Source organism: Paenibacillus sp. 2KB_20, from assembly GCF_052115765.1.
Classification (GTDB): domain Bacteria; phylum Bacillota; class Bacilli; order Paenibacillales; family Paenibacillaceae; genus Paenibacillus_AQ.
Map to the genome: position 1 here is coordinate 53,412 of NZ_JBFRHH010000003.1, position 23,903 is coordinate 77,314.

The window sequence follows — 23,903 nt, forward strand, 5'->3', positions numbered from 1 at the left end:
GCTGTCCCTCCCCACAGCGGGTTTGGTACAGCATATGTAGCAGCAGCCTAATCGGTGTTTATTTTCGTCCAACGATCAGCATCACGCGTCGCAAATTTATGCATGACTTTAGCGTGCGCTTCCGCGAGATCGATGCCAAGGGAATTGGCAAAACAAATCGTAATAAACAATATATCTCCAAGTTCCATTTCGATGGAATTGTCTGCTTCATCGGCCTTTTTCGGCTTCTCACCGAACTGATGATTAACCTCTCTGGCGAGTTCGCCCACCTCTTCGGACATCCGGGCCATCATGGATAAAGGACTGAAATAACCTTCCTTGAATTGTGATATGTATTGATCGACTTCCTGCTGCATTTCAGCCATTGATTTTTCCAAGACTCTATAACTCCCTTCACTGCGCAGTCTGCCCCAACTTGCAATATCCAAGCTGTAAGCAGCATTCTCTTATGACGAGCGATTGGTTTTAAACCTATGTTATCGTAAAGCGGATTTGAAAACAAATAATTTTTTATGGCTGGAACATGATCGGCACATACTAAGCAGGTACAAGCAACCTGACATACGGGTAATATCCACAATTGGAAATGTGAGGGGTCTTATGAAAACGTCCAAGTTGTTAAATCAGCTTCATACCATCATTCCGATCATCGCCGGTTCCGCCATTTACGCATTCGGCCTTCTGTATTTCATCATTCCGAATGAACTCATGGAGGGGGGCGTCACCGGCATTACCGTACTGCTGAACTATGCCTTTAACATATCGCCGTCCATCTCAACTATGGTGCTCAATATCCCGTTATTCTTGGTCGGCATGAAAATCCTCGGTAAACGCCAGTCGATTTACACAGGTCTCGGTATCGCCTCATTAACCCTGTTTCTGTGGCTGTTTGAAGCTTTGATCGATCGCGGCTATGTTGTACCGTTTCAGACCGAGCAGGATTATATTCTTGCTGCGCTCTACGCAGGTGTCACATTGGGCGCCGGACTCGGCATTGTGTTCCGGTTCGGCGGGACGACAGGCGGTTCAGACATCATTGCCAGAATCATCAACCGAAAATTCGGCTTCAGTATGGGCCAGATCATTCTATCTCTTGATATCTTGATCATCGGGCTTTCTTTATTCTTTATCCCGCTCGAGCGGATATTGTATACCCTCGTTGCCGTATTCATCGCTTCCAAGGTCATCGATTTCATACAGGAGGGGGCTTATGCCGCCAAAGCCTTCACCATCATCAGTGATCACGCACCCGATATTGCCCATCGTATATCAACCGAGATGGAGCGCGGAGTAACACTAATCCCGGCCATCGGCGCCTACTCCAAGCAAGCCAAGCATATGGTATACTGCGTCGTATCGAGGCAGGAAATTCGCCGCCTAACGGGAATCGCCAAATCGTTGGACCCTCGGGCATTTATTATCATTAATGATGTCAATGATGTGCATGGCGAAGGATTTAAAGAAGAATAGCCCGGTTTGCACCGGGCCTCAATCGGAACAACTATGGATTCCCGCCTACATTTTGCGAGGGAACATGGGTTTTGCGCTATACAACTGACCTCGGTATTTGCGGTATCCCGCAAACGTTAATGCCGCCAAAATGAAAGCCCCGATGACCAGCTGCCACGTCCATGGCTCCTTGACCTCTCCCAGCGGAGCTAGGGCGGGCTCATCCTTTTTCTTGCCAAACAGCGTATTGATCATTTCCTCGCCCTGCGGAACCACTTTTTGTACCTGAGCTGTGTCCCCAGATGACACCAGACCCCCGGCATAAGAAATCCAGGACTCCATCATGTTAACCTCCTCAGGCTTTCGCTGTATGACAACAGAAGGACGGATGAGCTCATAATGTTCACTCAGGCTGTCATACGCTCGTCTCATGCCAGCCTGATCCTGCTGGATGGCATACTCCCCCATGACCCTCAGGTCTTCACGCATGACCTTGTAATATTGCAGCCATAACGCATCTCTGGTATGAATCAGGCTATCGGTTGCCATTCGGAGTTTTCCTGCGGACACCATCCAGTGCTGCGGCTCCTGCGTGGCCCTTGCCGTGGCTTCTTTCATCTCCAAAATGCTCTCAGCCAACGCATGAATTCCTTCTACACCGGTCAATCCCTGAAATGACGAAGCCTCAAACATCCCGGATACCCGGCGAACATCCTCCAGCACGGCTTGTACATTGCCTTCCTCCACATGGCGGTATAGCTGCTCCACTTCCTTGTTCAGCGCCTTAGCCTGTATGGATGCAGCGGGCGAAGTCTCCGACTGTCCGTTTGCCGGGGTAGCCCACACAACAGGATCACCCATGCTGACAGTAACCAGCATAAGGAGTGCAAACAGACACAGCAGGAGTTTCGGAAAGGTTCGAAACATGGGACATCCCTCCTACCGTATATGTATGGCAGAAGGGATGCTCATAGAACTGTATAACCTAAACGGCTAACGTTGTTTGGAATTCCCATATTTCATGAAGATCCAGCCGGCAAAACCGCTGAAAAGAGTCAAAAGATAAGTAAACAGCTCGACCGCTGATAGGTCGTCATATAACTGCCCCGGCAGCCAAGGAAATACGCCGTACGTATAATCTACGGTATCATTCAGCAGTGTCCAGGCAATGGCCCCGGTGAGCGCTGTCCAGCGATAATGAAACAATCGTACGAACAATAACGCTTCCACTGCCATTGCCGTATGCGAAGCGACGAGCATCCAATCCTGCCATCCCAGCACATCCCCTTGGGCTTGTCCGGCAAATATGATGGCAACAGCCCAAATCCCATACTTCACTGATGTCACGACCGCCAACGCCTCAATGAATTGCTGAAACAAAGAGCCCCCAAGCCCCCGAGGCGGGTAGAGGAGCAGCAGAAGCGCCAAACTGAAGAATAAACTGGCCGTCGGGCTATCCGGGACGAATATGACCTGCCATAGCAAGCCATGATCCACCGTATCGACCATTTGCCCCCCGTACCATATGTATCCATAGATCGTTCCAAGGATGTTGCAGATGAGCAGCAGCCAGAGAATCGATCGCTTGCTTAGAAATTCTCGGCTCCAAAAATACGAAATCGACAAGCTCCGTCCTCCTGTCCTGTTCCTTGTATTCTTACTTTTACGACTAATGCCGATTATACCTAAACTGTGCATATTTTTCATCTATATACAACATTTAAAAAAGAACCTGACCGCATTCGGTCAGGTTCTTCTATGCATCTTACTCTGCAGCTGCTTCTGCCTTTTGGCTTGCAAGCCAATCAGCCAACTGATCAAGTTGTTCTTCGGTGACATCAGCACCCAGGGCTATGTCTTTCATAGGTGGCATGCCGCCTTGGCCATTTTCTATAATAGCCACAATCTCTTCTTTAGTGTGGGTATCCCCAACACCTCGAAGCGACGGTCCGGATGCCCCTTTCAAATCCGCAGCATGACAAGAGATACAGGTAGCTTTCTTAAAGGTTTCCATCGCAGGATTATCCTTATCAACGATCGCTACAACACTGTCTTCAGCCTGCTTGCCACTAGTCGTTGGTAGACCAGCTGCATGTTTCTCTTCCGCCTCTTCTTCACGCTGGATATGTTCAGGCTTCTGTCCAGTCGCTTCCAGCTCATGCGCATAGTGGGTCCATGCTGCATTTGTCAGATAGATGACTGCAAATAACGACAGAATCATAAGGGCCGAAGTAATAGGGCGCTTGTAGAAGCGTCGCTCTTTCCCCGTATCAAGGAAAGGAACCAAGAGCAATGCGCCAAAAGCAACGCCCGAAACGCCAAGGGTGCCCAGTACTACATAATCACCGGAAGCGTATGGAAGCTTCAGGTATTCATACAGGAACAGGAAGTACCAGTCCGGCATCGGGATTACAGAAGCTCCCGGATCCGCCGGATAACCGAGCGGAGCCGGCTCCGAGATGGTCAGCACAAGGAAACCGACCAATACAACTACACCAACCATCCATTCCTTCAACAAGAAGTTAGGAATGAACGCTTCTGATTTGCCGGGATAAGCGGTGTAATCCGGCGGCGTAACCCAACCGCTGCCTTTTTTCACACGCGAATCGCCGACATAAACTACTTTCTCATCAGATTTATGACCATGTGCCATAAATATGCGCCTCCCTTCTTCTTATAGTGGACCGGAAATACCTTGTCTGCGGATCATGATAAAGTGTCCTACCAATAGAGCAAGAAGGACAGCCGGAAGGAAGAATACGTGAATCGCGAAGAAACGCGTCAACGTTTCGGCACCTACGATCGTACCGCCTTGCAGCAATTCTTTAATGATAGGTCCAAGCCAAGGTACGGAGTTCGCAATCTCCAATGTAACTTTTGTAGCGAAGTAAGCTTTGTTATCCCATGGCAGCAGGTAACCTGTCAAACCAAGACCGAGCATAACAAAGAAAATGAGCATACCAACGACCCAGTTCATTTCACGCGGCGCTTTGTAAGAGCCTGTGAAGAACACGCGCATCGTATGCAAGAACATCATCACGATTACCAAGCTGGCGCCCCAGTGATGCATGCCGCGGACAATTTGTCCGAAGGCTACCTGTGTTTGCAGGTACTCAACACTGTTGTAAGCGTTTATGATATCCGGTACATAATACATCGTCAGGAACATCCCCGACAGAATCTGGATGACTGTGATAAAAAACGTCAAGCCGCCGAAACAGTACACAAACGCGGAGAAATGATGCGCCGGGTTTACGTGTTCCGGTACCTCGTGATCTGCAACGTCTCTCCAAATCGGCGTGATATCGAGACGTTCATCAATCCAGTTGTAGACATTCTTCAACATCTGAATCTACGCCTCCTATTTAACTACGGTATTTGGCACGATGGCGCCGAGGTAAATCCAGCCGTTCTCGATTTTCGTCTCGTACTGGTCAAGCGGCTTCGGCGCGACTGCCAGGTTCTTACCGTCCGGTGTATAACGCGCACCGTGGCAAGGGCAGTGGTATTCATCAGGGAAATTTTTGTTGTTATTCCATCCAACAAGGCATCCCAAATGCTTACAAATTGGTGAAAGCGCTACAATTTCACCCTGATCGTTCTTACGAATCCACGCCGTCAAAGTAGCTGTACTGTTGTACCAGCCGTCCTGCTGTTTGAGCTCAAAATGGAATTCCTGTGGATCGTTAGTAATTTTGCTCTCTTCCGCGACCTTTACAAAAGACCCTTCTTCTTTATTTTGAAGAATCGGATCAACGGCAAAGCGAAGCATTGGCAAAACTACTCCAGCAGCCATATAAGCTGTGGCACCGCCCAACGTGTATGTAAGAAATTGTCTGCGGGACATCTCTTTCTGTCGGGGTGGATTGTGCGATTCTTCATGCTCGTCATTGTGGTTGCTGCTCATTCTGTGTTCAACCCCCTTTGTCAACCGTTCTTAAGTGTCATCAATGATTAAAATCACACGACTTACTAGGACATACTAATAATATCTTAGGCACCCAAGACCGTCAAGAATTCGAACCCCAAATTTGGGTTCGCTTCCAATAGCCCTTTCGCAAATTGTTGGTTTTTTGTCACATTTGAACTCAGCTTTCCTGCTGCCACATTTCACTGATTTGTCCGGAAACGGTGGCTGAGAGGGGGATACCTTCATTGCCTTCCAACCTGCGCCGGGACAGTACAAGCGTACTTTCAGGCACATCCTCTTTAGAGAGCTCAACATCCGCTGTCATGATAACAACAAATTTAAACCCGATGGATTTGACATTGTGACAAACTTCATTTAGAAGCTTTATATCTTCAGTATTTCCATATTGTATAGCAGGATATGTAACCAATCTTCCCTTAAACGGAATTTCTGCCAAATCCATAAAATCCCGCAGCCGTTCAAGCGCAGCTGTAGCCTCCCATGGCGTTTCCGAACCCGATAATCCGGTAAACGGAATGAGGCACGTATCCAAAAAAGGTTTTAGTTCCGGCCAAGTCTGCTCGTCTACTTCACTAAATTTCATGCAAGGTACATCCTTTCTGCTCACTCATCATCATTTTGTTATCATTATACGAGTGGAAGGACGGGTAAAGCAAAAAAAAGAAGAAATGCGATGAAGCATTTCTTCAATTCAAAGTCCTCAGTTCATCCGTCAGGTTTCGGAAAGCCACTTCGTCGCCGGAAGCCAGCGCTTCATCAATTTCTTTATACAGCTCTTCACTCCGATGCTTGCGCAATGCTTCGTCCCACACCATTTCGGCCGCCAGACCTAACATAACCTCGTAAGTAACCTTCATCTTATCCATTAGGATGCACCTCCAAACTAAATTTGCGTATACCTTATATTCTTTCCCTTTAAATACTTTACTTTCAAAAATTTTTACGGCTGCTGCGAATAAATGTAACCAAACAACCATGCTAGAGGATCAAATCATTCGAATCGCTGATATGTATGCCGGCTTCCGCGGCCTTGAGGCCAAGCGCGGTCATTTTGTACGAAGTTCCCATGCTCTGACTCTCCCCTATTCTGAGCATCCCCAAATGCATTAGCATACGGATAATCCGCTGCTCCAAAATATTTTGCGGACTGTCATAGTAGAAAGGACGGATTAGCCAGCCCAGCGATTCGTAAAGAGAGGCTGCGGTGACCCAATCTCTTGCGCATTGACTGATCCAGTATACAAGAGAAGAGATATTGGGAATTGCGCCTTTATAAAGTCTTAACCAAAAGCGGAATATCTGTATCACGCTAACTTGATTTCCTTCCTCCATAAACGCAGTTCCACTTTCGGTGAGGATCAATCGGGCATTGTTTTCCCTGATCCATTTTTTAGCGTAAGCATAATCGTACAGCAGCGCAAACCGATCGGGATATTCAATGCAAGAGCGGCCATACCCGAAGCGCCATGCTCCCTTGGTAATGGGCGGTTCCGTTATATGCAGCGTACTCATGAGCTGCTGCTGATTTCGCCTATACATAAATCCTTCCTGATTCAACTCAATATCATGTCTGCCGACATATTTAAGAATCAGCATGAGATCTTCTGCGGCTAGTCCCTGCTCATCCCGGTACACTTCCGGGTCATCACTTAATCGCTGCAGATTTTGATGAAGCCGCTCCCGAAGCACGTCACGAAACCGCTCCTTCAAATCCGATGGCACTTGAAACAAATACTTGGTGGAATGGGTAAAACCGTTAAACAACCAGCCGCTTCGGAGATAACGTGCGACCGCCTCACGCGGACTTTCCGTTTTGGCGGCGGCAGCTTTCTTGTTTGAAGAGGCTTGATCATCCTTCTCCTCCAATTCCGCCGCATGACGGATCGCAGCCGTCAATTCTTCCAGACTGTAGCCTGTTCGAGTGTCAAATGCCAGGTTGTTCAGAAAACGCAAATCGCTTGGTGACAAGCTGCTGACCTGCTCCTCGAAAAACTCTCTGCGTCCGAGCTTGGACAGAATACTCTGGATCAGTTCGTGCTTTGAATTCCGCTTAGCGTCACAATCATAGTGATTCGCTATATTGCTAAGCTGTCCAATATCGGCATATGTGAGCATATCCGCTAGATTCATCTTCCATCGCCTCGCCGTTTTACAACCATTATGGGAAGGTTTGAGACATTTGATACCTGATACGCTTCGGTTTAACGAAATATTTTTTTGTTTTTTTGTATATAGAAATGACTATGCTCTCCTATTAAATGATAGAATACTTACTAAGTGTTGCAGAGAATTTACATATAATGTATTACATCTAAATCAAATAAAAACCCGCTTTATATGAAGGAATTATTCAATCACTACAGGAGGAATAAAATCATGAGAACTCCAGAACATGAGATATAACTAGGTGCAAATCGAATTCGAGGGCCTCCCTTAAGAGCTTTTTATAAAAATGAAAGTACCATTCATTATAAAAGCTTGGAGGTTATGTGAAATGATAAAAGAAGCAGAATTTATGGCCTTTATTCAAGATATGGATCAACAATTTTCAGGATGGGACTTCTCACGAATTACGGCTTCAGGCCGCATGCAGTCCCATGCTCTCCCCTGGTCTTTGGGCAGCATGGTAATTCCGTTGATGCGAAATGCCGCTACGATGCTGGACATGGGTACGGGCGGAGGAGAGTTCTTATCCTCTCTCCAGCCACTGCCGGAAACGGTCTATGCAACCGAAGGCTATAAACCAAACGTACCGATTGCACAGCAAAAACTTGAACCGCTTGGCGTAAAGGTTGTCTATTTTGAAGAAGATTCCTCACTTCCGTTAAAGGATCATTTTTTTGATCTGATCATCAATCAGCATGAATCCTATTCCGTGGCGGAAATCAAAAGAATTCTAAACGATCATGGCGTGTTCGTAACCCAGCAATCCGGAGGAACCGACTGTTATGGCATCAACGAGTGGTTTGGCGTTCCCTTGAATGAAGAGTTCGCTCATTGGAATCTGGGAACCGCTGTTCAAGAGCTGCAGGATCACGGTTTAAACGTCACCTTCAGCCGGGAGGACTTTTCACCGCAGCGGTTTTACGACATCGGTGCACTGATCTATTACCTACAGGCGATCCCTTGGCAGATTCCTGATTTTACGGTGGAACGCCACCTCGAACCTTTATATCAGGTTCATCAGGTTATCCGAACGAAGGGCTACTTCGAAGTGCAGCAGCATCGGTTTATTATAATAGCAGAAGCGTAAAACTTTGTCCTATATAGTTATCCATTTTATCGACTGTACCCGAATGACTTATAAAGCGTAATTTTTAGCAAGATACGAACAACGATAGAAGAGGCGATGTGATATGCTTAGGAAATCATTCTGATCGTTTATTTTATATCGGAGGAGCAGTCGAGATGCTATCGGAAAAAGTGATCCATTATTGCAAAAGCAAAAACTGGTGGTTTGAAGACAGTGCAGAGGAGTATGAACACGCATTAGTAAAGTTAGGCATCGATTTGAGTTCAGATTTTGCTGCGTTTTATTTGCATGCAGAGGATGGTCCGACTTTCTATAGTAGACGACGTGAAATTTATCAGATTTGTTGGTTTATGATCAATTCTTCGGATTATATGTTAGGCGTGGATAGAACTCATGTCGTTTTAAACCTGCCTGAAGAATATATTCCGTTGGATAGCTTTGAAGGTGAGTTCGGCTTTTTTTATAATAAGAACGCAGACGAAGTGTTAGGCTTAGGATTGGGCCAGCCGATGGAGGATTTTTTTGCTGGTAAATTGAAATCGCAATGGGAAAGCTTTAACTCCTTCCTTGAGTGGTATTTTGAACTGACCGATTCGTGTGTGACTATATAGTAAAAGGCCGTCAGCTACCGCCAGTATAGATACAAAAAGAGCCTTCCCGCGGGAAGGCTCTTTTTACTATTCATGAAGCTCCATGCTACGACTGTTTTGTCAACAGATGTTTGGTACAGTTAAACAGCAAGGGAGACCAGTCATCATCTTTTCTCTCCAGGACGGTGAGCGACAGATTGCCGATCCGCTCGCTCAGGACGCCGCGGCACACCAGCTTATATAGCTGCGCTAAAAAACCACCGTGGCTGACAACCAGAATATTGGCATCCGGGTGTTTATGCCACATATCATCCAGAAAGACAAGCCCCCTGGATTGAAGCTCCAGATCCGTCTCCTGTCCCAAATCGAGCAGGTGCCAATCGGCACCAAACCGCAATTCACGCTCTTCCGCTGTCAACCCTTCCACCTGACCGTACTTGCGCTCGCGCAAACGATTATCCGGTGGTATCAATGGAATGTTCAGCATGGACGAGATGATCTTTGCTGTTTCCTCAGCACGGGAAAGTCCGCTGCTAACCGCAAAGTCCCATCGGTAAGGCTCTTGCAGAAGTCTTTCCCCAAGCAAACGCGCTTGACGACGGCCTTCCTCATTCAGTGGAATGTCCGTTTGACCTTGGATTTTGCCTAACGCATTCCAATCCGTTAATCCATGACGAACCAAGCCGATTTGCATGCCGCATCTCCTCCATCCTAACCACTTTTTATCTTCGGACCCGATTTAACTTCTTCAGGAAAAACATGGCGAATCCGATGCCCAATAAGGATAGTATCATCCAATATTCTGGCTGAGTCGGGCTCATATCAACCACGAAAGGATCAATAATGCCGCTGTTGGTTTTCGGAATGTTATAATCGTCCTTAGTGTTCAGGGTTTGGGCCGTGTCAGCCACCCCTGTAGGGATTATCCCTGTCGTTACCGCTTCCGGAACCGGCTTCGGCTGGTTGCCAGTCGCTGCAAAATAAACGAAGCTGCATACAAACAGAGCCAAAAAACCGGCAATCATAAGTGTCAGCCGTTTGCGGAACACTCGGCTTACCGCCCGACTCTTAGACGTTTCCTCCACCAGCCATGGGAAATCACGATAAATGCGGTCCATCACGTTTCGGTTGATCTGTTCAGCGTCCATGTCGGGGATCTCATGCTCCAGAACATGAACCATGTTCTGGCTTTCCACCCACATTTCGTACTCCGCTGCACATGAGCTGCAGGTTTGAACATGTGCGATCAGCCGTTGTCGCCGCAGATCATTGTCCGGCAAATCCCAGACAGTTTCCATCAGCTCTTGGGCTTCATCGCAAGTCATCTATTCTTCATCCCTCTCAGATCCTCAAAAACCGGCTCATAAAAATAGGGTTCGAGCTGAATTTTGACACTGCCGCGAGCTCTGAACAACAACGACTTAACCGAACTGACACTTTGACCTAAAATATCTGCGATTTCCTGATAATCCAGTTGATCATACTCCCGAAGAATCAGCGCCGACCTCTGTTTCTCCGGTAAATTATTTATCGCTTCCCTTACCATATGTACTCGTTCACTGCGTAGTATGGCCTGCTCCGGAGCAACTTCCATCGGAGCCACTGGCACGACCCCGCTCTCCTCCAGCGGCAATGTGCCGCTTCGATGCTTGCGCAATTCGCTGAGCACGGTGTTGCGGGCAATCGTATAGAGCCAGGTCGAGAAGGATGCATCCACTTCCCGGAATGAGTGCAAGCTCCGGAAAGCCTTATAAAATGTTTCCGAACATAAGTCTTCAGCCATAAGCTCCATGTGCGAACTTTTTAACATATGATAGACAAATGCTAATATTTTTCTCTGATAACGCCGCATCAATTCGGAATAAAGTTCGGTGTTGCCTTGCTTAATTTCTTGGATTAGTTGGGAATCCGTCATATGATTTTTCGTTCCTCCTTCACCATCCGGTGCCTCTTCCCTGTCCAATACATCTCCACGGATGCAATGATCAAGGATTTGTGCAAAAGTACCGTCAAACCATATATAGTTACGCCTCAAGATGTCTGACTATTCTATGTATTTGGCAATTTCCCCAAATCTTCTACACTAGCACTCTAGCATTATAGCACATATTGGAGAAAAGTTCAGGTTTGTGGCAGTAGGTTTCCCACTGATAGGAAAAAGGACAAAAAAAATCCGCCTTCAACATTGAAGGCGGTTGCACACAGTGCAATATTTTGGATAGGAGTGGAGAGAAACCATACTGTACTTTTATTATATGTATACGTTTTCATTTTGTCAACACTGAAAACGCATTTATTTCCGGTTGTTTAAAAACAACCGGAAAATTACTGGTACACCGAGTGCCCTTGCGACAACAATAGCTCCTTAGCCCGCTCCTGCTCAATTTCATTGCGGAAGGAAAGCCGCATCACGCCCGGCACATCTTCCCGACTCTCGATAATCTGCATGTTGCTGAGGTTGATGCTATTTGTCCCCAAATCCGTCGCTATGCGGCCGATGATACCCGGATGGTCAGGCACGTCCAGATACAGATCGTATTGGGATACAATCATCCCCTTCCGTCGCTCTGGGAGCACGCTGCGGAATTCCCCCGCTCTGCGGAAGGCCTCTTCAATAGCTGGCCCGTCCTTCGACTCCAGCATATCCATGAAACGCTGAATTCCTTCGTTCCAGTCTCGTAAAAGCGGCAGCATGACATTGCGGTTATTTAATAGAATGTCCCGCCAAACGACCGGGTCACTGGAAGCGATACGGGTAATATCCCGAAAGCCGCCTGCAGCCAGCGTACGGTATAACGGATTATCATCATTGTAAGAGCTGATCTGGTTCACCAAAGCCACTGCGATCACATGAGGCAGATGACTGATGGCTCCAACAATCTCATCGTGCAGTCTCGGCTCCACCTTTACAATGTGTGCACGCGTATACGATAGAAGCTCTACGAGTACGTCCACCTTCTCCTGAGGGACTTCATCCGGCGGAGTAAGCACATAATATGCATTCTCGAATAATACGGTGGAAGCAGCGCCTACACCGGATCTTTCCGAACCAGCCATCGGATGTCCTCCGATAAAGTAGGCATCCTTCAGCGCAAGTTGGGATGCGCATTCGGCAATACTCGCTTTGGTACTGCCTACATCCGTAATAATGCATCCGGTTTTAAGCCGCAATTCACTCAGACGTTTTATGTACATCTCGAGACTTCCTACCGGAACACACAAAAATATAATGTCCGCGCCCTGGGCAGCTTCTTCTACCGAAAGCGTAACTTTATCGACAACGCCCTTGGCGATAACCTGGTCGGCATACTCTTGCGTGTGGGCATAACCGGTCACGGTTATGCCTGGTTTTCCTTTGAAATTTAATGCTAACGAACCGCCGATCAAGCCGACGCCGAATATAGAAATTTGCATGTTCATGTTCTCTCTCTCACTCGTTTCAAGCTGCGATTATTGTTATGTCATTAGATTAGGCTGGAGCATTCACTTCCTGGAGCACTTGTTCCAATGCGCCGATGAAAGCCTTGTTCTGTTCTTCAGAGCCAACGGTTACGCGAATGTAGTTCGGGTAAACTTCAAATCCCGGACGTACGATAATGCCTTTACTTAGAAGGGACTTGAACACTTCGGTGCCCGGCTTCTTCACATCCACCATGATAAAGTTACCGTTCGCAGGGAAATAGGATAATCCAAGACGATCAAACTCCCGCTGGACATAAGTCATTCCCTCGGCATTCAATTGTCGGCATTTAGCTACGAATTCCTGATCTTTCAAGGCTGCCTTCGCCGCCACTTGGGCCAGGCGTCCTGTATTAAACGGCTCACGTACCCGATTAATCAAGGAAATAACCTCAGATTGCCCGATGCCGTAGCCGATGCGAAGGGCAGCCAGGCCGTATATTTTGGAGAAGGTACGCAGGATTACCAAGTTCGGATAACGTTCCATTAACTTGATGCTGGCCGGATACGAAGCGTCCGTTACATATTCAAAATAAGCTTCATCGAGAACAACCATCACGTGAGCCGGGACTTCATCCAAGAAAGATACCAGCTCGCTTTCGGAAACGATAGTTCCGGTCGGATTATTCGGGTTGCACACCCAGATGATTTTGGTCTTGTCCGTGACGGCTTTGGTCATGCCCGGCAGATCATGCTTCCCGTTAACCAGAGGTACCTCAATGCTTGTTGCGCCTTCGATATCCGCATTCGTTTTATACACCGAGAAGGTCTGATCGGCCATAATGGTTTCGTCTCCCGGCTCCAGGAACGCCCGAATAATGAGGGCGATGATTTCATCGGATCCGCATCCGAAAATAATCTGATTGCGTTCAATACCAAGCTGCTCAGCAAGCTCCGCCGTTAAATCAGCCGCACTTCCATCCGGATACAAGCTGAGCGTACCGAGTTCAGCGGTAATCGCTTCGGTTGCTCGCGGCGAGCAGCCGTATGGATTCTCGTTGGAGGCCAGTTTAATGACAACATCCAGGCCTAGTTCTTTTTTGACTTCTTCGATGGGCTTCCCAGGTTGATATACAGGAAGATTAACAATTTGCGCTTTTGGTTTCATACGATATTCGCCTCACCTTTCGTAACTGCTATGGACAACACTAACCTTTTAATTGTGCCACAAACTCCCTGATTTGCAAAAGTCCCTGCTGTCTTGTCTCTTCCTTCTCAAGAAGAGGAATCGTCGATTCGATCTGACGCACGATGGCACTGCCAACAACGACGCCGTCGCAAATTTTCGAGAATCTGGCAACCTGTTCCCCGGACGAAATGCCAAAGCCAATCGCGATGGGCACGTTGCTGTACTGCTTCACCGTTTCAAGAAAGGCTTCCACTCCCGAATAAAAATCGGTGCGTTCGCCTGTCACGCCAAGCGAGGATACGCAATACACAAATCCGGTCGCTTCCGAAGCGATGCTCGCAATCCGCTCATGTGAGGTAGGTGCCACCAGCGGAATCAGGTGAACGTCCGCAGCATGAGCCCGTTTCCGAATCTCTGCGGATTCTTCCACCGGCAGATCCGGAATGATCAGCCCGCTGATATCATTCCTTACCACTTCTTCAAAGAAAACATCCAGTCCGGTCTGCAGAACCGGATTGAAATAGGTAAACAGGATGAACGGCAGCTTACTGCCCCGTTCTCTCGCCAGGCGGGCAGTCTCCATGCAAGTGCGAATGGTCACCTTGCTCTTCAGGGCGCGCTCGGAAGCACGCTGGATGACCGGGCCATCGGCGAGGGGATCAGAATAAGGAACACCGAGTTCGATAATATCGACTCCTGCAATTTCAAGCTCATGAATGATATCGATCGTCGATTTCACGTCCGGATCCCCAACGGTCAAATAAGGAATCAAGGCCGTCTTGTTTTGTTGTTTCAACGACGCAAAGGTCTGGTCAATTCGGTTCATTCGGTTTTCCCTCCCGTGTAAGCCATGATGGACTCCACGTCCTTGTCACCGCGACCGGACAAATTAATGACGACGATATCGTCTTCGGTCCACGCGGGCGCCATTTTTACTGCATGCGCTACGGCATGCGCGGATTCCAGCGCAGGAATAATGCCTTCCGTGCGGCATAGCAGCTGCAAGGCATCCAATGCCTCTTGGTCGGTTATAGGCACATACTGCACACGCTCAATATCTTTTAAGTAGGAGTGCTCAGGTCCAACGCCGGGATAATCAAGTCCGGCAGAAATGGAATGCGCCTCCTGAACCTGTCCATACTCATCCTGTAGCAAATAACTCATCGATCCCTGGAAGACGCCATGGGTCCCCTTGGACATGGTAGCCGCGTGAAAATCGGTATCTACCCCTTTGCCAGCCGCTTCGACACCGATCAAACCGACTTCCTTATCTTCCAGGAACGGGTAGAACATGCCGATCGCATTGCTCCCTCCACCGATTGGTGCAAGAATCACGTCGGGCAGTCTTCCTTCCGTCTCCAGAATCTGCTTGCGGGTCTCGTCACCGATAATCCGCTGGAAGTTCCGCACCATCATCGGATACGGATGCGGACCTACTGCGGAGCCAAGTACATAGAAGGTATCCTCTACGTTGCTGACCCAGTAGCGAAGCGCCTCATTGCCGGCATCTTTCAGCGTTCGGCTTCCCGACGTCACCGGAGTCACTTCGGCTCCAAGCATTTTCATACGGAATACGTTCAACTGCTGCCGCTTGGTATCCTCTTCGCCCATGAACACCTTGCATTCGAGACCGAGCAGAGCGGCCACGGTTGCAGTGGCAACACCATGCTGTCCGGCTCCCGTTTCGGCAATGACCTTGCCTTTGCCCATACGCTTGGCTAACACGCCCTGAGCAATGGCGTTGTTGATTTTGTGTGCACCGGTATGGTTCAAATCCTCACGCTTCAGATAAATTTTAGCCTTGCCGAGGTGTTTGCTGAGCCGCTCGGCATAATATAACGGCGTTTCCCGTCCGGAATACTGTTTAAGCAAATAAGCAATCTCCTCTTTGAACGCAGGATCCTCCGAAAAGCGGTTATACTCTTGTTCAAGCTCTATTAAAGCGTTCATGAGTGTTTCCGGTACGAACCGGCCACCAAACACTCCGAAACGTCCATTACGATCAGGAAGCTGTGTCATTTCCCCTTCACCCTTTCTACGAATGCAATCACTTTGTTTATGTCCTTCACGCCAGGTTCACTCTCAACGCCGCTGGATACATCCACGCCGTACGGAGCGTATTGACCTATTAAATGCGATACATTATCCGAATCCAATCCGCCGGCTACAAACAAGGGGATCCCTTGCCGTTTCGCCCACTGCTGGTAAGGTGGGATGAGATCCCAGGCAAATGTCTTACCAGACCCTCCGCCATATACCGGATCGTACGTGTCGATCAGCAATCCATCGATGCTGCCTGCATACGGATCAAGTGCTGACAGACGTTCCGCTTCCGAGCGGTCACTCTCGATCGATACCGCCTTAAAAACGGAAACCGGGAAGCGCTCCTTCACTTCCCGGCAAAATTGCGGCGATTCCTGACCATGCAGCTGCACGACGTCGAGCGCTGCTTCTCGTAGAAGCTCTTCCAGCTCATTCAAATCAGGGTTAACCAAGACGCCGACGGCGGCGGGAATCATGTCATGATCCCATCCCCGCAATACTTGAATAAGCTGCGCAGCCTGCTGCGGCGATACCTTCCGCCGGCTCTTGGCAAATACGAATCCGATATAATCCACAGGTAAGTTTATCATAGATTTTAGCACTTCAACGCTTTGAAGTCCACATATTTTTAGCGCCGTACTCATCACTTAATATCCCCTTTATTCTATGTCTGCAGCGATCGGCAAGGGTCCCATCAGATCGTTTACTGCACGGAACACATCCTGCTGGCGCATGAAATGCTCCCCTACCAGAACACCATGTGCCCCAACATAATGCAAGTAGGAAATATCGGCGGGGCCTGATATTCCGCTCTCGCTAATCAACGTAACTCCCTGCGGAACTTGTGCCGCGATATCCGCCGTTGTCTGCAGCGATGTTTCAAAGGTCCGCAGATTGCGATTGTTAATTCCGATAAGATGAGCTGTTCCCAGCTTAAGAACCGATTCCAGTTCCTGCCCATCATGGACCTCAATCAGGCAATCCAAGCCAATAGAGCCGGCGATGTCTATAAACTCCGCGATCCGTTGCGGCTCCAGTATGCTCGCGATCAAGAGAACCGCGTCCGCACCTAACAGGCGCGCTTCGTAAATCTGAGTCTCGTCGATAATGAAATCCTTGCGCAGCAAAGGAATGTTGACAGCCGCCCTTACCGCTTTCAAATACTCTCCACTGCCCTGGAAATAGTCCTTGTCGGTCAGCACGGATAGGCAATCGGCATCGGCTGCCTCATAAGCTTTGGCGATCATAATCGGGTCAAAGTCCGGACGAATTAACCCTTTGGACGGCGAAGCCTTCTTCACCTCGGCGATTAATCCCATGCTGCGTTTACGCCCCGTGGACAACGCCTTCTCTAAACCGAGAGTCGGCGGTAAATCCGCGATTTGCCTCTCGGCCTCCGAGATGCTGAATGTTTCCCGCAGTTGGGCAACCTCCCTGCGCTTCGTTTCGACTATTCGATCAAGATACATAACTCATTTCCCCCGTTCTTGAGATCAACTGCTCCAGCTTAGACTGAGCCAGCCCTGAATCGATGGCTCCCGCTGCGCGCTGCACACCTTCAGCCAAACTATCCGCAAGCCCAGACACATAGATGCAGGCACCGGCATTGGCAAGCACGATATCCCGATAAGCATTGCGCTCACCGCGCAGCACCGATCCGATAATGGCTGCGTTCTCTTTGGCATCACCGCCCAGAATATCGCTCATCGGATGAACTGACAGTCCCAGATCATGAGGATGAATATCATAAGTACGGACTTCTCCGCCACGGAGCTCGGAGACTCGCGTAGGCGCGGAAATGCTGATTTCATCCAAACCATCATGGCTGGTCACCACCATGGCACGCTTTAAGCCAAGCTCCTTGAGCACCTGTGCGATGGTTTCCGTTTTGTTCATGTCGTATATCCCGAGCATCTGCCGATCTGCGCCCGCCGGATTTGTCAAAGGCCCCAGCATGTTAAATACGGTTCGAACCCCGAGCTCTTTGCGAGGAGCTGCCGCATATTTCATCGATGGATGATAGATCTGGGCAAACAGGAAACAGATTCCGATATCATTCAGACAGGCTGTCGCTTGCTCTGCCGTCAAGTGGATATTCACGCCCAGCGCTTCCAGCACATCGGCGCTGCCCGCCCGTCCAGATGCCGAGCGGTTGCCGTGTTTGGCCACTCTGACCGAAACCGAGGAGGAGATAATGGCGGATACGGTAGAAATGTTAAACTTGTGAATCCCGGATCCTCCTGTGCCGCATGTATCCAGCAGCTGGTTCCGCTCGGTAACAACGCGCCCGCCCGCACCACGCATCGCCTCGGCGAAGCCGGTGATCTCTTCAACTGTCTCCCCCTTCATTCGCAGGGCAGTAAGCAGCGCCCCGATTTGAGAATGGGTTGCCTGGCCTTCCATAATGGACTGCATGACCCCGCGTGCTTCGTCCCGGCTCAAATCTTGACCTTGAATCAGCTTCGTAAGGCTGGATTGCATCGTTTCCATGACGTTCATTACGTTCTCCTCCTTCAGTTTAAGGTGTGTATTGGTACAGATAATCCTGATTAATTAAATCGTTAGCATCCATGCTGGACGGGAACATCGCTTCAGCGACGCGGATCGCCTTCAGCATCCCTTTGGCTTTGTTGACGGTTTCTTCATATTCCTTCTCCGGTACCGAGTCCCATACGATGCCTGCCCCCGCCTGAACATAAGCTTTGCCCTGACGGAAAATGATCGTCCGGATCGTAATGCAGGAATCCATATTGCCGCCAAAGCCGAGATAACCGATGGCCCCGGCATACGCGCCTCTAGCCTCCCGCTCTAGCTCTGCAATAATTTCCATGGCCCTTAGTTTCGGAGCACCGGATACCGTTCCTGCTGGCAAGCAGGACAGAAAAGCATCGAAGAAATCCTTATCCTCACTCAGCTGACCCGAAACGCTGGATACCATATGCATCACATGGGAGTATTTTTCAATCTCCATGAACGTGTCGCACTTCACCGTGCCGAACTCTGACACACGGCCCAGGTCATTACGCCCCAGATCCACCAGCATCAAATGCTCGGCGCGTTCCTTCTCGTCCTGCAGCAGATCATCGGCCAGCGCCTGGTCTTCGGCCTCATCGCTGCCTCTAGGCCTGGTGCCTGCAATCGGTCTAGTTTCCAATCTTCGTCCATCCACCTTCACCAGGGCTTCCGGGGATGTGCCCACGATAATGTCGTCGTCCATTTTGAGGTAATACATATACGGCGAAGGATTCAGCGTTCTCAGCACCCGGTATACGTGAAGCGGCGATACTTCGGTCTCAATATGGAAGCGCTGGGACAATACCACCTGAAAAATGTCCCCTGCGCGAATGTATTCCTTCGCATGCTCCACATTGGAGAGGTACTTCTCTTTTGTCATATTGGATTTAATGTCGCCCATATCAACATCCGCTGGAATGCCTTTGGAGTTCACGTTCTCCCGCGGCCCCTGCTCTTGCAGCTGCTCGGCTGCTGCTTCCAAGGTACGGCATACATCCCGATAGCTTTGCCGAATGTTTTCGTCCGAATCACCCGGTTTCACGTGTACGTTGCCAACCAGCATGATCTGCTGTTTCACATGGTCGAAGACAATGACTTGATCGCAAAACATGAACCTTATATCATCCATTCCGAGATCGTCCATCGCATGTGCCGGAAGCTTCTCATAATATTGGAGCAGGTCATATCCGAAAAATCCGATTGCCCCTCCGGTAAAAGGTGGCATCTCCTTCAGCTGCGGGCTGCGGTACGTTCGCAGCAGCGCCTTTAACTCCTCGACAGGCTTTCCTTTCAGCAGGGAACGCTCTCCGTTCCTTTCAATTTCGATCTTGCCTTTTTTACCCGTGATCATTAAGAAGGGGTCTGTTCCGATAAACGAATACCGTGCCCACTGTACTCCACCCTCAACGCTTTCAAGTAAAAATGCCCGCTTCCGTTCCGCATACCGCTGAAAAATGCGAATCGGGGTTTCCATGTCGGCTAACAGTCTGATCGCTACCGGAATCAGGTTATATTCACCTGCCATAGCCACCACTTGCTCCATTGATGGATTCGCCATGTCAATCCCTCCTTAATTGATGGTATACAACAAAAAAACCTCTACCGAAGTAGAGGTTAACGTTCAGAATAAGTCTATGAAAAAAGAGCGCGGTCAAGGAATTCCAACTATTCAACGACAAACTACAGCGGCTGTTGTTCTTAGACGGATACAAGAAATAGGCTTGTAACCAGCCGTGTGAACGTGCTGTACTATTCATCATGAAATCAAGTTCATCCTTAATCCCGATTATGTTATTGCCTAAAATGCCTCAGCTCTTCTCAACTCAACTCATCTGTAAAACCTAACTCTACTCAGCTATTCTGATATCACTATACAGGATGATGCCGTGTTACTGCAACCCTAAATTTCAACATCAAGCGTTGGAGCCTGATAAATCCGGACGCAGCCGCTTGGCTTCGTTCAAATACACATGCTTGATCTCGCTCTGGCTTTTATCCGTATTGACCTGCACCATGAAGCGGATGCAGCGCGGCAGACTGCCTTGAACCGGTATTTCAACCGAACACATTAAAGGAACGAGATCCCAGCCCTCCAGTTGGCGTATCGCTTTGGCTGGAAACGTCGCATCCAGATCCTGTGTCATCGTAATCCATATGTTGCTGATATACTCCGGCTGGAGCTCGTTGCGTCTCACCATCTCTTCAAGCAGCCGCAGCGTTTCCTGTACAATCTCCTGCTCATCGTTACGGGTGACGGTTGTCGCCCCCCGGATTCCCCGATTCATCATGAACTATCCCTCTCCCTTCAACTGCTCAACCACAGATCGAACAGCTTCTACCGGTACATCCTTAACGATGCTGACGGAGCCGATGGATTCCGGTACGATAAATACCATATTCCCCTCGGCAAACTTTTTATCGTGCTGCATCGCATCCATAATCCGCTCAACCGAGACGTCACCCGGCAAGATTACCGGCAGATTCACCGCCTTCAGCATGCTCACTGTCTCGTTGTGCAGATTCGCAGATCTGCCAAGCTTTTCTGCAAGGCGGGCCGAACCGGCCATTCCGATTGCAATCGCCTCACCGTGCAAAAAGCGTCCGTAGCCGCCAACGGCTTCAATGGCATGGCCGATGGTATGCCCCAGATTAAGGATGGCACGCAAACCGCCTTCCCGCTCGTCCTGGGATACCACGTCCGCCTTGATCGCACATCCGCGCTCCAGGCCGTATATCAACGTATCGGGATCCAGGCTCAGCAGCTTCGAGCCGTTCTCCTGGCACCAATAGGCAAAATCACGGTCCAGGATCAAGCCATGCTTCACCATTTCCGCAAGACCAGAAGATACCTCTCGCGGAGGCAAAGACATCAGCGTATTTACATCGTAAACTACCATGACGGGTTGATGAAACGCGCCGATCATATTTTTAGCTAACGGATGGTTGACTGCCACTTTGCCGCCGACGCTGCTGTCATGGGCCAGGATAGTAGTCGGGATCTGCACAAATGTCACGCCGCGCATGTACGTTGCCGCGACGAATCCAGCCAAATCACCTACAACGCCTCCGCCCAGCGCAAATACTGCCGAGCTGCGGTCCAGTTTACCGTTGATCGCTGTCGTCATTACCTCTTCATAGACCTGAAGCGATTTGGAGGATTCACCGGAAGGGACTATGTGAGAAATAACCGTATATCCTTTCGACTTTAACTGCTCCTCCACTTGAGACAAATAATGAGGCGCCACTTTATCATCCGTTACGATCAAATGCGGGCTCTTGCGTGTGATTCCATGCTTCGTGCTTAACTCACCAATCGTATCCAAAATCCCAGCTCCGATATAAATCGGATATGAACGCTCTCCCAGCTCCACCTGAAGTGTTCTCATATCAGTAGTTCTCCAGCTGCTTCAGGTAGTTCTGGTAATTCGCATGAATTTCTTCCATCGAATCACCGCCAAACTTCTCAAGAAACGCCTTCGCTACCTCCCAGGTCACCACATGCTCCATAACAACGCTGGCTGCCGGAACCGCACAGGCATCCGAGCGTTCAACCTGAGCCGTGAAAGCTTCCTTCGTATCGATATCCACGCTTTGAAGCGGCTTGTACAGCGTTGGAATCGGCTTCATGACGCCGCGAACAATGATCGGCATGCCGTTGGTCATCCCGCCTTCAAATCCGCCTAGGCGATTGGTTGCGCGGTAGTATCCGCGCTCTTCACTATACATAATCTCGTCATGCACCTGGGAACCGGGCAGTTCGCCTGCTTCAAATCCGATGCCGACCTCAACACCCTTAAAGGCATTGATGGACATCACGCCTTGTGCGATGCGGCCATCCAGCTTACGGTCATATTGGACATGGCTGCCCAGTCCGACCGGCAAACCTTCGATGATACATTCCACGATGCCGCCAATGGAGTCGCCTTCTTTTTTGATCTGATCTATGTAGGCTTCCATCTTCTTCTCCGTCTCTTCATCCACGACGCGAACCGAGGAGGCTTCCGTACGCTCGATCAGCTCATCAATCGAAAGATTGTGCGGGGGAGCTTCGATCTCGCCAATCCGAATGACCTGGCCAGCCACTTTAACGCCGAATTGTGCCAGGAATTGTCTGGCGATAGCGCCAACCGCTACGCGGACTGTGGTTTCACGGGCACTGGAGCGTTCCAGCACATTACGCAGATCCTTCAGGTTATACTTCAAACCGCCGTTCAAGTCGGCATGCCCCGGTCTTGGGCGGTGCACCCGTCTTTTCACCTCGTCGCTACCTTCAATCGGCTCCACATTCATAATGTTCTGCCAATGCTTCCAGTCGTTATTCTGCACGACCAACGCAATTGGTGCACCCGTTGTATATCCGTGACGCACACCACCAAGGATTTGCGCGGTATCCTTCTCAATCTGCATGCGGCGTCCTCGGCCATACCCCTTCTGTCTCCGATGAAGCTGAAAGTTCAATGCTTCAAAATCAAGCTCCAAATTGCTTGGAAGTCCTTCGATTATGGTAGTCAACTGAGGACCGTGCGTTTCCCCAGCAGTTAAAAAGCGTAAGCTCATGATGCTTTTCCCCCTTTAAACTTTTAAGCGTTAAACCGCTAAACTCCGTAAATATCTTCTGCTCATTATAGTATAGGTCTAACGCTTTGACAAGAATGCCGCAGGACAAGCAAAAGCGCCTCTCATCCTCCGGATTGAAAAGCGCTTATGCGTTATGATAGCCATTTCTATTAAATTTTACGGTAGAAGAAAGTCTCGTTGCTCTCCAGATTATATTGTCCAGGATTAAAGATCTGCTCCGTGCTGCCCACAAACAAAAATCCGCCTGGCTTCAGGCTTGACGCAAACTTCTGGTACAGCTTATGCTTGGCCCCTTCCGTGAAATAAATCATCACGTTTCGGCAAACAATCAGATCATATCCAGTCTCAAACCGGTCCGTCAGCAAATTCTGCTTATGAAAGGTTACTTCCTTCTTCAAATGCTCACTGAAGCGATACACCGAACCTTCTTCTTTAAAATAGCGGGCGGCTACATCCGAAGGCACATCTTTCAATGACCTCTCGACATATAGGCCTTCCTTCGCTTTATGTAATGCCCCATCATCAATGTCTGTCGCCACGATACGCGCACGGCTCAGCATGTTCTGTTCGGACAGTATCATGGCAAGCGTATATGGCTCCTCACCCGTGGAGCAGGCAGCGCTCCATATTTTCAATACCCCGGGATTCTGCCGGGATATCTCTGGCAATATCTTATCGCGGAGAACTTCCCACCGGTTGGGATTGCGCCAAAACTCCGAGACATTAATTGTCATTCGGTCCAAAAACTCATGAAATAATGGCTTGTCCTTCATCATCGCGTCGTAGAAGGCCGAAAAGGTTTCAAACCCTTTCTTCAAACGCAGCGTTGTCAGCCTTCGCTTCATCTGCGCTTCTTTATAATCTGCCAGATTGATCCCCGTGCTTCGTTCGATACTGCGAACAAAGCCTATATAATCCGGATCATCCAGCACAAGTTCATGTTCCGTCATCGTATCA

27 protein-coding genes are annotated in these 23,903 nt (G+C 49.1%); 3 read left to right on the top strand and 24 right to left on the bottom strand.

What is annotated here, in order from left to right; genetic code table 11:
- Window positions 1–47: 47 nt before the first annotated feature.
- Entirely contained in the window at window positions 48–377 is a 330-nt protein-coding gene (locus tag AB4124_RS09480; protein ID WP_076320987.1) for a nucleotide pyrophosphohydrolase, read from the bottom strand.
- Window positions 378–600: 223 nt separating this feature from the next.
- On the opposite strand from AB4124_RS09480, the gene AB4124_RS09485 reads away from it, so the two are divergent.
- Window positions 601–1,470, top strand: coding sequence for a YitT family protein (locus AB4124_RS09485; RefSeq protein WP_076320986.1), 870 nt, complete (start codon window positions 601–603; stop codon window positions 1,468–1,470).
- A 45-nt stretch (window positions 1,471–1,515) separates the two neighbouring features.
- On the opposite strand, the gene AB4124_RS09490 is transcribed toward AB4124_RS09485, so the two are convergent.
- The 8 genes from AB4124_RS09490 to AB4124_RS09525 all read right to left on the bottom strand — a co-directional run bounded on the left by AB4124_RS09490 (window position 1,516) and on the right by AB4124_RS09525 (window position 7,510).
- Window positions 1,516–2,376: a sporulation protein YpjB gene (locus AB4124_RS09490; RefSeq protein ID WP_076320985.1), complete on the bottom strand. Its 861-nt coding sequence runs from the start codon at window positions 2,374–2,376 to the stop codon at window positions 1,516–1,518.
- A 66-nt stretch (window positions 2,377–2,442) separates the two neighbouring features.
- Window positions 2,443–3,075, bottom strand: coding sequence for a DUF1405 domain-containing protein (locus tag AB4124_RS09495; RefSeq protein ID WP_098743039.1), 633 nt, complete (start codon window positions 3,073–3,075; stop codon window positions 2,443–2,445).
- Between the two features lie 139 nt (window positions 3,076–3,214).
- On the bottom strand, window positions 3,215–4,102 hold the full coding sequence (locus AB4124_RS09500; protein ID WP_441972577.1) for a c-type cytochrome: 888 nt from the start codon (window positions 4,100–4,102) through the stop codon (window positions 3,215–3,217).
- A gap of 21 nt (window positions 4,103–4,123) precedes the next feature.
- Window positions 4,124–4,795, bottom strand: a complete 672-nt coding sequence (gene qcrB, locus AB4124_RS09505) for a menaquinol-cytochrome c reductase cytochrome b subunit (RefSeq protein ID WP_006209500.1) — start codon at window positions 4,793–4,795, stop codon at window positions 4,124–4,126.
- Window positions 4,796–4,810: 15 nt separating this feature from the next.
- A complete protein-coding gene (locus AB4124_RS09510; protein WP_015734548.1) occupies window positions 4,811–5,356 on the bottom strand; it encodes a ubiquinol-cytochrome c reductase iron-sulfur subunit in 546 nt (181 codons plus the stop codon).
- A gap of 181 nt (window positions 5,357–5,537) precedes the next feature.
- Window positions 5,538–5,963 carry a DUF2487 family protein gene (locus AB4124_RS09515; protein ID WP_339292984.1) on the bottom strand — a complete coding sequence of 142 codons (426 nt, stop codon included), beginning with the start codon at window positions 5,961–5,963 and terminating at the stop codon, window positions 5,538–5,540.
- Between the two features lie 103 nt (window positions 5,964–6,066).
- Complete coding sequence (locus AB4124_RS09520) at window positions 6,067–6,246, bottom strand: IDEAL domain-containing protein (protein WP_006209497.1); 180 nt, start codon at window positions 6,244–6,246, stop codon at window positions 6,067–6,069.
- 112 nt (window positions 6,247–6,358) lie between these two features.
- The gene (locus AB4124_RS09525) at window positions 6,359–7,510 is read right to left on the bottom strand and encodes a hypothetical protein (protein ID WP_441972580.1); all 1,152 of its coding nucleotides are present in this window, start codon (window positions 7,508–7,510) and stop codon (window positions 6,359–6,361) included.
- Between the two features lie 364 nt (window positions 7,511–7,874).
- Here AB4124_RS09525 and AB4124_RS09530 point away from each other — a divergent pair, with 364 nt between their 5' ends.
- Window positions 7,875–8,633 carry a methyltransferase domain-containing protein gene (locus AB4124_RS09530; RefSeq protein WP_441972582.1) on the top strand — a complete coding sequence of 253 codons (759 nt, stop codon included), beginning with the start codon at window positions 7,875–7,877 and terminating at the stop codon, window positions 8,631–8,633.
- A gap of 155 nt (window positions 8,634–8,788) precedes the next feature.
- On the top strand, window positions 8,789–9,244 hold the full coding sequence (locus AB4124_RS09535) for a hypothetical protein (RefSeq protein WP_441972584.1): 456 nt from the start codon (window positions 8,789–8,791) through the stop codon (window positions 9,242–9,244).
- 85 nt (window positions 9,245–9,329) lie between these two features.
- On the opposite strand, the gene AB4124_RS09540 is transcribed toward AB4124_RS09535, so the two are convergent.
- From AB4124_RS09540 to AB4124_RS09610, 15 genes are all read right to left on the bottom strand, one after another.
- On the bottom strand, window positions 9,330–9,917 hold the full coding sequence (locus AB4124_RS09540; RefSeq protein WP_441972586.1) for a histidine phosphatase family protein: 588 nt from the start codon (window positions 9,915–9,917) through the stop codon (window positions 9,330–9,332).
- A gap of 28 nt (window positions 9,918–9,945) precedes the next feature.
- On the bottom strand, window positions 9,946–10,548 hold the full coding sequence (locus AB4124_RS09545; RefSeq protein WP_076320977.1) for an anti-sigma factor family protein: 603 nt from the start codon (window positions 10,546–10,548) through the stop codon (window positions 9,946–9,948).
- Complete coding sequence (locus tag AB4124_RS09550) at window positions 10,545–11,138, bottom strand: RNA polymerase sigma factor (protein ID WP_076321323.1); 594 nt, start codon at window positions 11,136–11,138, stop codon at window positions 10,545–10,547. The genes AB4124_RS09545 and AB4124_RS09550 overlap by 4 nt, the downstream gene beginning before the upstream one ends.
- A gap of 410 nt (window positions 11,139–11,548) precedes the next feature.
- Window positions 11,549–12,637, bottom strand: coding sequence for a prephenate dehydrogenase (locus tag AB4124_RS09555; protein ID WP_179090573.1), 1,089 nt, complete (start codon window positions 12,635–12,637; stop codon window positions 11,549–11,551).
- Between the two features lie 55 nt (window positions 12,638–12,692).
- On the bottom strand, window positions 12,693–13,790 hold the full coding sequence (gene hisC / locus AB4124_RS09560; RefSeq protein ID WP_441972589.1) for a histidinol-phosphate transaminase: 1,098 nt from the start codon (window positions 13,788–13,790) through the stop codon (window positions 12,693–12,695).
- Between the two features lie 40 nt (window positions 13,791–13,830).
- Complete coding sequence (gene trpA / locus AB4124_RS09565) at window positions 13,831–14,637, bottom strand: tryptophan synthase subunit alpha (RefSeq protein ID WP_441972591.1); 807 nt, start codon at window positions 14,635–14,637, stop codon at window positions 13,831–13,833.
- Window positions 14,634–15,830, bottom strand: coding sequence for a tryptophan synthase subunit beta (trpB, locus tag AB4124_RS09570; protein ID WP_441972592.1), 1,197 nt, complete (start codon window positions 15,828–15,830; stop codon window positions 14,634–14,636). The genes trpA and trpB overlap by 4 nt, the downstream gene beginning before the upstream one ends.
- Window positions 15,827–16,501, bottom strand: coding sequence for a phosphoribosylanthranilate isomerase (locus tag AB4124_RS09575; protein WP_076320972.1), 675 nt, complete (start codon window positions 16,499–16,501; stop codon window positions 15,827–15,829). The genes trpB and AB4124_RS09575 overlap by 4 nt, the downstream gene beginning before the upstream one ends.
- 12 nt (window positions 16,502–16,513) lie before the next feature.
- Window positions 16,514–17,323, bottom strand: a complete 810-nt coding sequence (gene trpC / locus AB4124_RS09580) for an indole-3-glycerol phosphate synthase TrpC (protein ID WP_441972594.1) — start codon at window positions 17,321–17,323, stop codon at window positions 16,514–16,516.
- A complete protein-coding gene (trpD, locus tag AB4124_RS09585; RefSeq protein WP_430139361.1) occupies window positions 17,313–18,353 on the bottom strand; it encodes an anthranilate phosphoribosyltransferase in 1,041 nt (346 codons plus the stop codon). Before trpD ends, trpC begins: the two co-directional genes overlap by 11 nt.
- Window positions 18,354–18,372: 19 nt before the next feature.
- Window positions 18,373–19,926, bottom strand: a complete 1,554-nt coding sequence (trpE, locus tag AB4124_RS09590; RefSeq protein ID WP_441972597.1) for an anthranilate synthase component I — start codon at window positions 19,924–19,926, stop codon at window positions 18,373–18,375.
- 355 nt (window positions 19,927–20,281) lie between these two features.
- Window positions 20,282–20,656, bottom strand: coding sequence for a chorismate mutase (gene aroH / locus AB4124_RS09595; RefSeq protein ID WP_009595253.1), 375 nt, complete (start codon window positions 20,654–20,656; stop codon window positions 20,282–20,284).
- Window positions 20,657–20,659: 3 nt separating this feature from the next.
- Window positions 20,660–21,754, bottom strand: coding sequence for a 3-dehydroquinate synthase (gene aroB / locus AB4124_RS09600; RefSeq protein ID WP_441972598.1), 1,095 nt, complete (start codon window positions 21,752–21,754; stop codon window positions 20,660–20,662).
- Window position 21,755: 1 nt separating this feature from the next.
- Window positions 21,756–22,925, bottom strand: coding sequence for a chorismate synthase (gene aroC / locus AB4124_RS09605; RefSeq protein ID WP_441972600.1), 1,170 nt, complete (start codon window positions 22,923–22,925; stop codon window positions 21,756–21,758).
- A gap of 170 nt (window positions 22,926–23,095) precedes the next feature.
- Window positions 23,096–23,896 carry a CheR family methyltransferase gene (locus tag AB4124_RS09610; RefSeq protein ID WP_076320966.1) on the bottom strand — a complete coding sequence of 267 codons (801 nt, stop codon included), beginning with the start codon at window positions 23,894–23,896 and terminating at the stop codon, window positions 23,096–23,098.
- Window positions 23,897–23,903 lie beyond the last annotated feature (7 nt).

Coding starts and splice junctions, on each gene's coding strand:
- AB4124_RS09485 (WP_076320986.1), top strand. CDS start 601: ATGAAAACGTCCAAGTTGTTAAATCAGCTTCATACCATCATTCCGATC.
- AB4124_RS09530 (WP_441972582.1), top strand. CDS start 7,875: ATGATAAAAGAAGCAGAATTTATGGCCTTTATTCAAGATATGGATCAA.
- AB4124_RS09525 (WP_441972580.1), bottom strand. CDS start 7,510: ATGAATCTAGCGGATATGCTCACATATGCCGATATTGGACAGCTTAGC.
- AB4124_RS09555 (WP_179090573.1), bottom strand. CDS start 12,637: ATGCAAATTTCTATATTCGGCGTCGGCTTGATCGGCGGTTCGTTAGCA.
- aroC (WP_441972600.1), bottom strand. CDS start 22,925: ATGAGCTTACGCTTTTTAACTGCTGGGGAAACGCACGGTCCTCAGTTG.
- AB4124_RS09545 (WP_076320977.1), bottom strand. CDS start 10,548: ATGACTTGCGATGAAGCCCAAGAGCTGATGGAAACTGTCTGGGATTTG.
- aroB (WP_441972598.1), bottom strand. CDS start 21,754: ATGAGAACACTTCAGGTGGAGCTGGGAGAGCGTTCATATCCGATTTAT.
- AB4124_RS09490 (WP_076320985.1), bottom strand. CDS start 2,376: ATGTTTCGAACCTTTCCGAAACTCCTGCTGTGTCTGTTTGCACTCCTT.
- trpA (WP_441972591.1), bottom strand. CDS start 14,637: ATGAACCGAATTGACCAGACCTTTGCGTCGTTGAAACAACAAAACAAG.
- AB4124_RS09550 (WP_076321323.1), bottom strand. CDS start 11,138: ATGACGGATTCCCAACTAATCCAAGAAATTAAGCAAGGCAACACCGAA.
- AB4124_RS09520 (WP_006209497.1), bottom strand. CDS start 6,246: ATGGATAAGATGAAGGTTACTTACGAGGTTATGTTAGGTCTGGCGGCC.
- trpD (WP_430139361.1), bottom strand. CDS start 18,353: ATGAACGTCATGGAAACGATGCAATCCAGCCTTACGAAGCTGATTCAA.
- AB4124_RS09500 (WP_441972577.1), bottom strand. CDS start 4,102: ATGGCACATGGTCATAAATCTGATGAGAAAGTAGTTTATGTCGGCGAT.
- hisC (WP_441972589.1), bottom strand. CDS start 13,790: ATGAAACCAAAAGCGCAAATTGTTAATCTTCCTGTATATCAACCTGGG.
- trpE (WP_441972597.1), bottom strand. CDS start 19,926: ATGGCGAATCCATCAATGGAGCAAGTGGTGGCTATGGCAGGTGAATAT.
- qcrB (WP_006209500.1), bottom strand. CDS start 4,795: ATGTTGAAGAATGTCTACAACTGGATTGATGAACGTCTCGATATCACG.
- AB4124_RS09540 (WP_441972586.1), bottom strand. CDS start 9,917: ATGCAAATCGGCTTGGTTCGTCATGGATTAACGGATTGGAATGCGTTA.
- AB4124_RS09510 (WP_015734548.1), bottom strand. CDS start 5,356: ATGAGCAGCAACCACAATGACGAGCATGAAGAATCGCACAATCCACCC.
- aroH (WP_009595253.1), bottom strand. CDS start 20,656: ATGATGAATCGGGGAATCCGGGGGGCGACAACCGTCACCCGTAACGAT.
- trpC (WP_441972594.1), bottom strand. CDS start 17,323: ATGTATCTTGATCGAATAGTCGAAACGAAGCGCAGGGAGGTTGCCCAA.
- trpB (WP_441972592.1), bottom strand. CDS start 15,830: ATGACACAGCTTCCTGATCGTAATGGACGTTTCGGAGTGTTTGGTGGC.
- AB4124_RS09515 (WP_339292984.1), bottom strand. CDS start 5,963: ATGAAATTTAGTGAAGTAGACGAGCAGACTTGGCCGGAACTAAAACCT.
- AB4124_RS09535 (WP_441972584.1), top strand. CDS start 8,789: ATGCTATCGGAAAAAGTGATCCATTATTGCAAAAGCAAAAACTGGTGG.
- AB4124_RS09610 (WP_076320966.1), bottom strand. CDS start 23,896: ATGACGGAACATGAACTTGTGCTGGATGATCCGGATTATATAGGCTTT.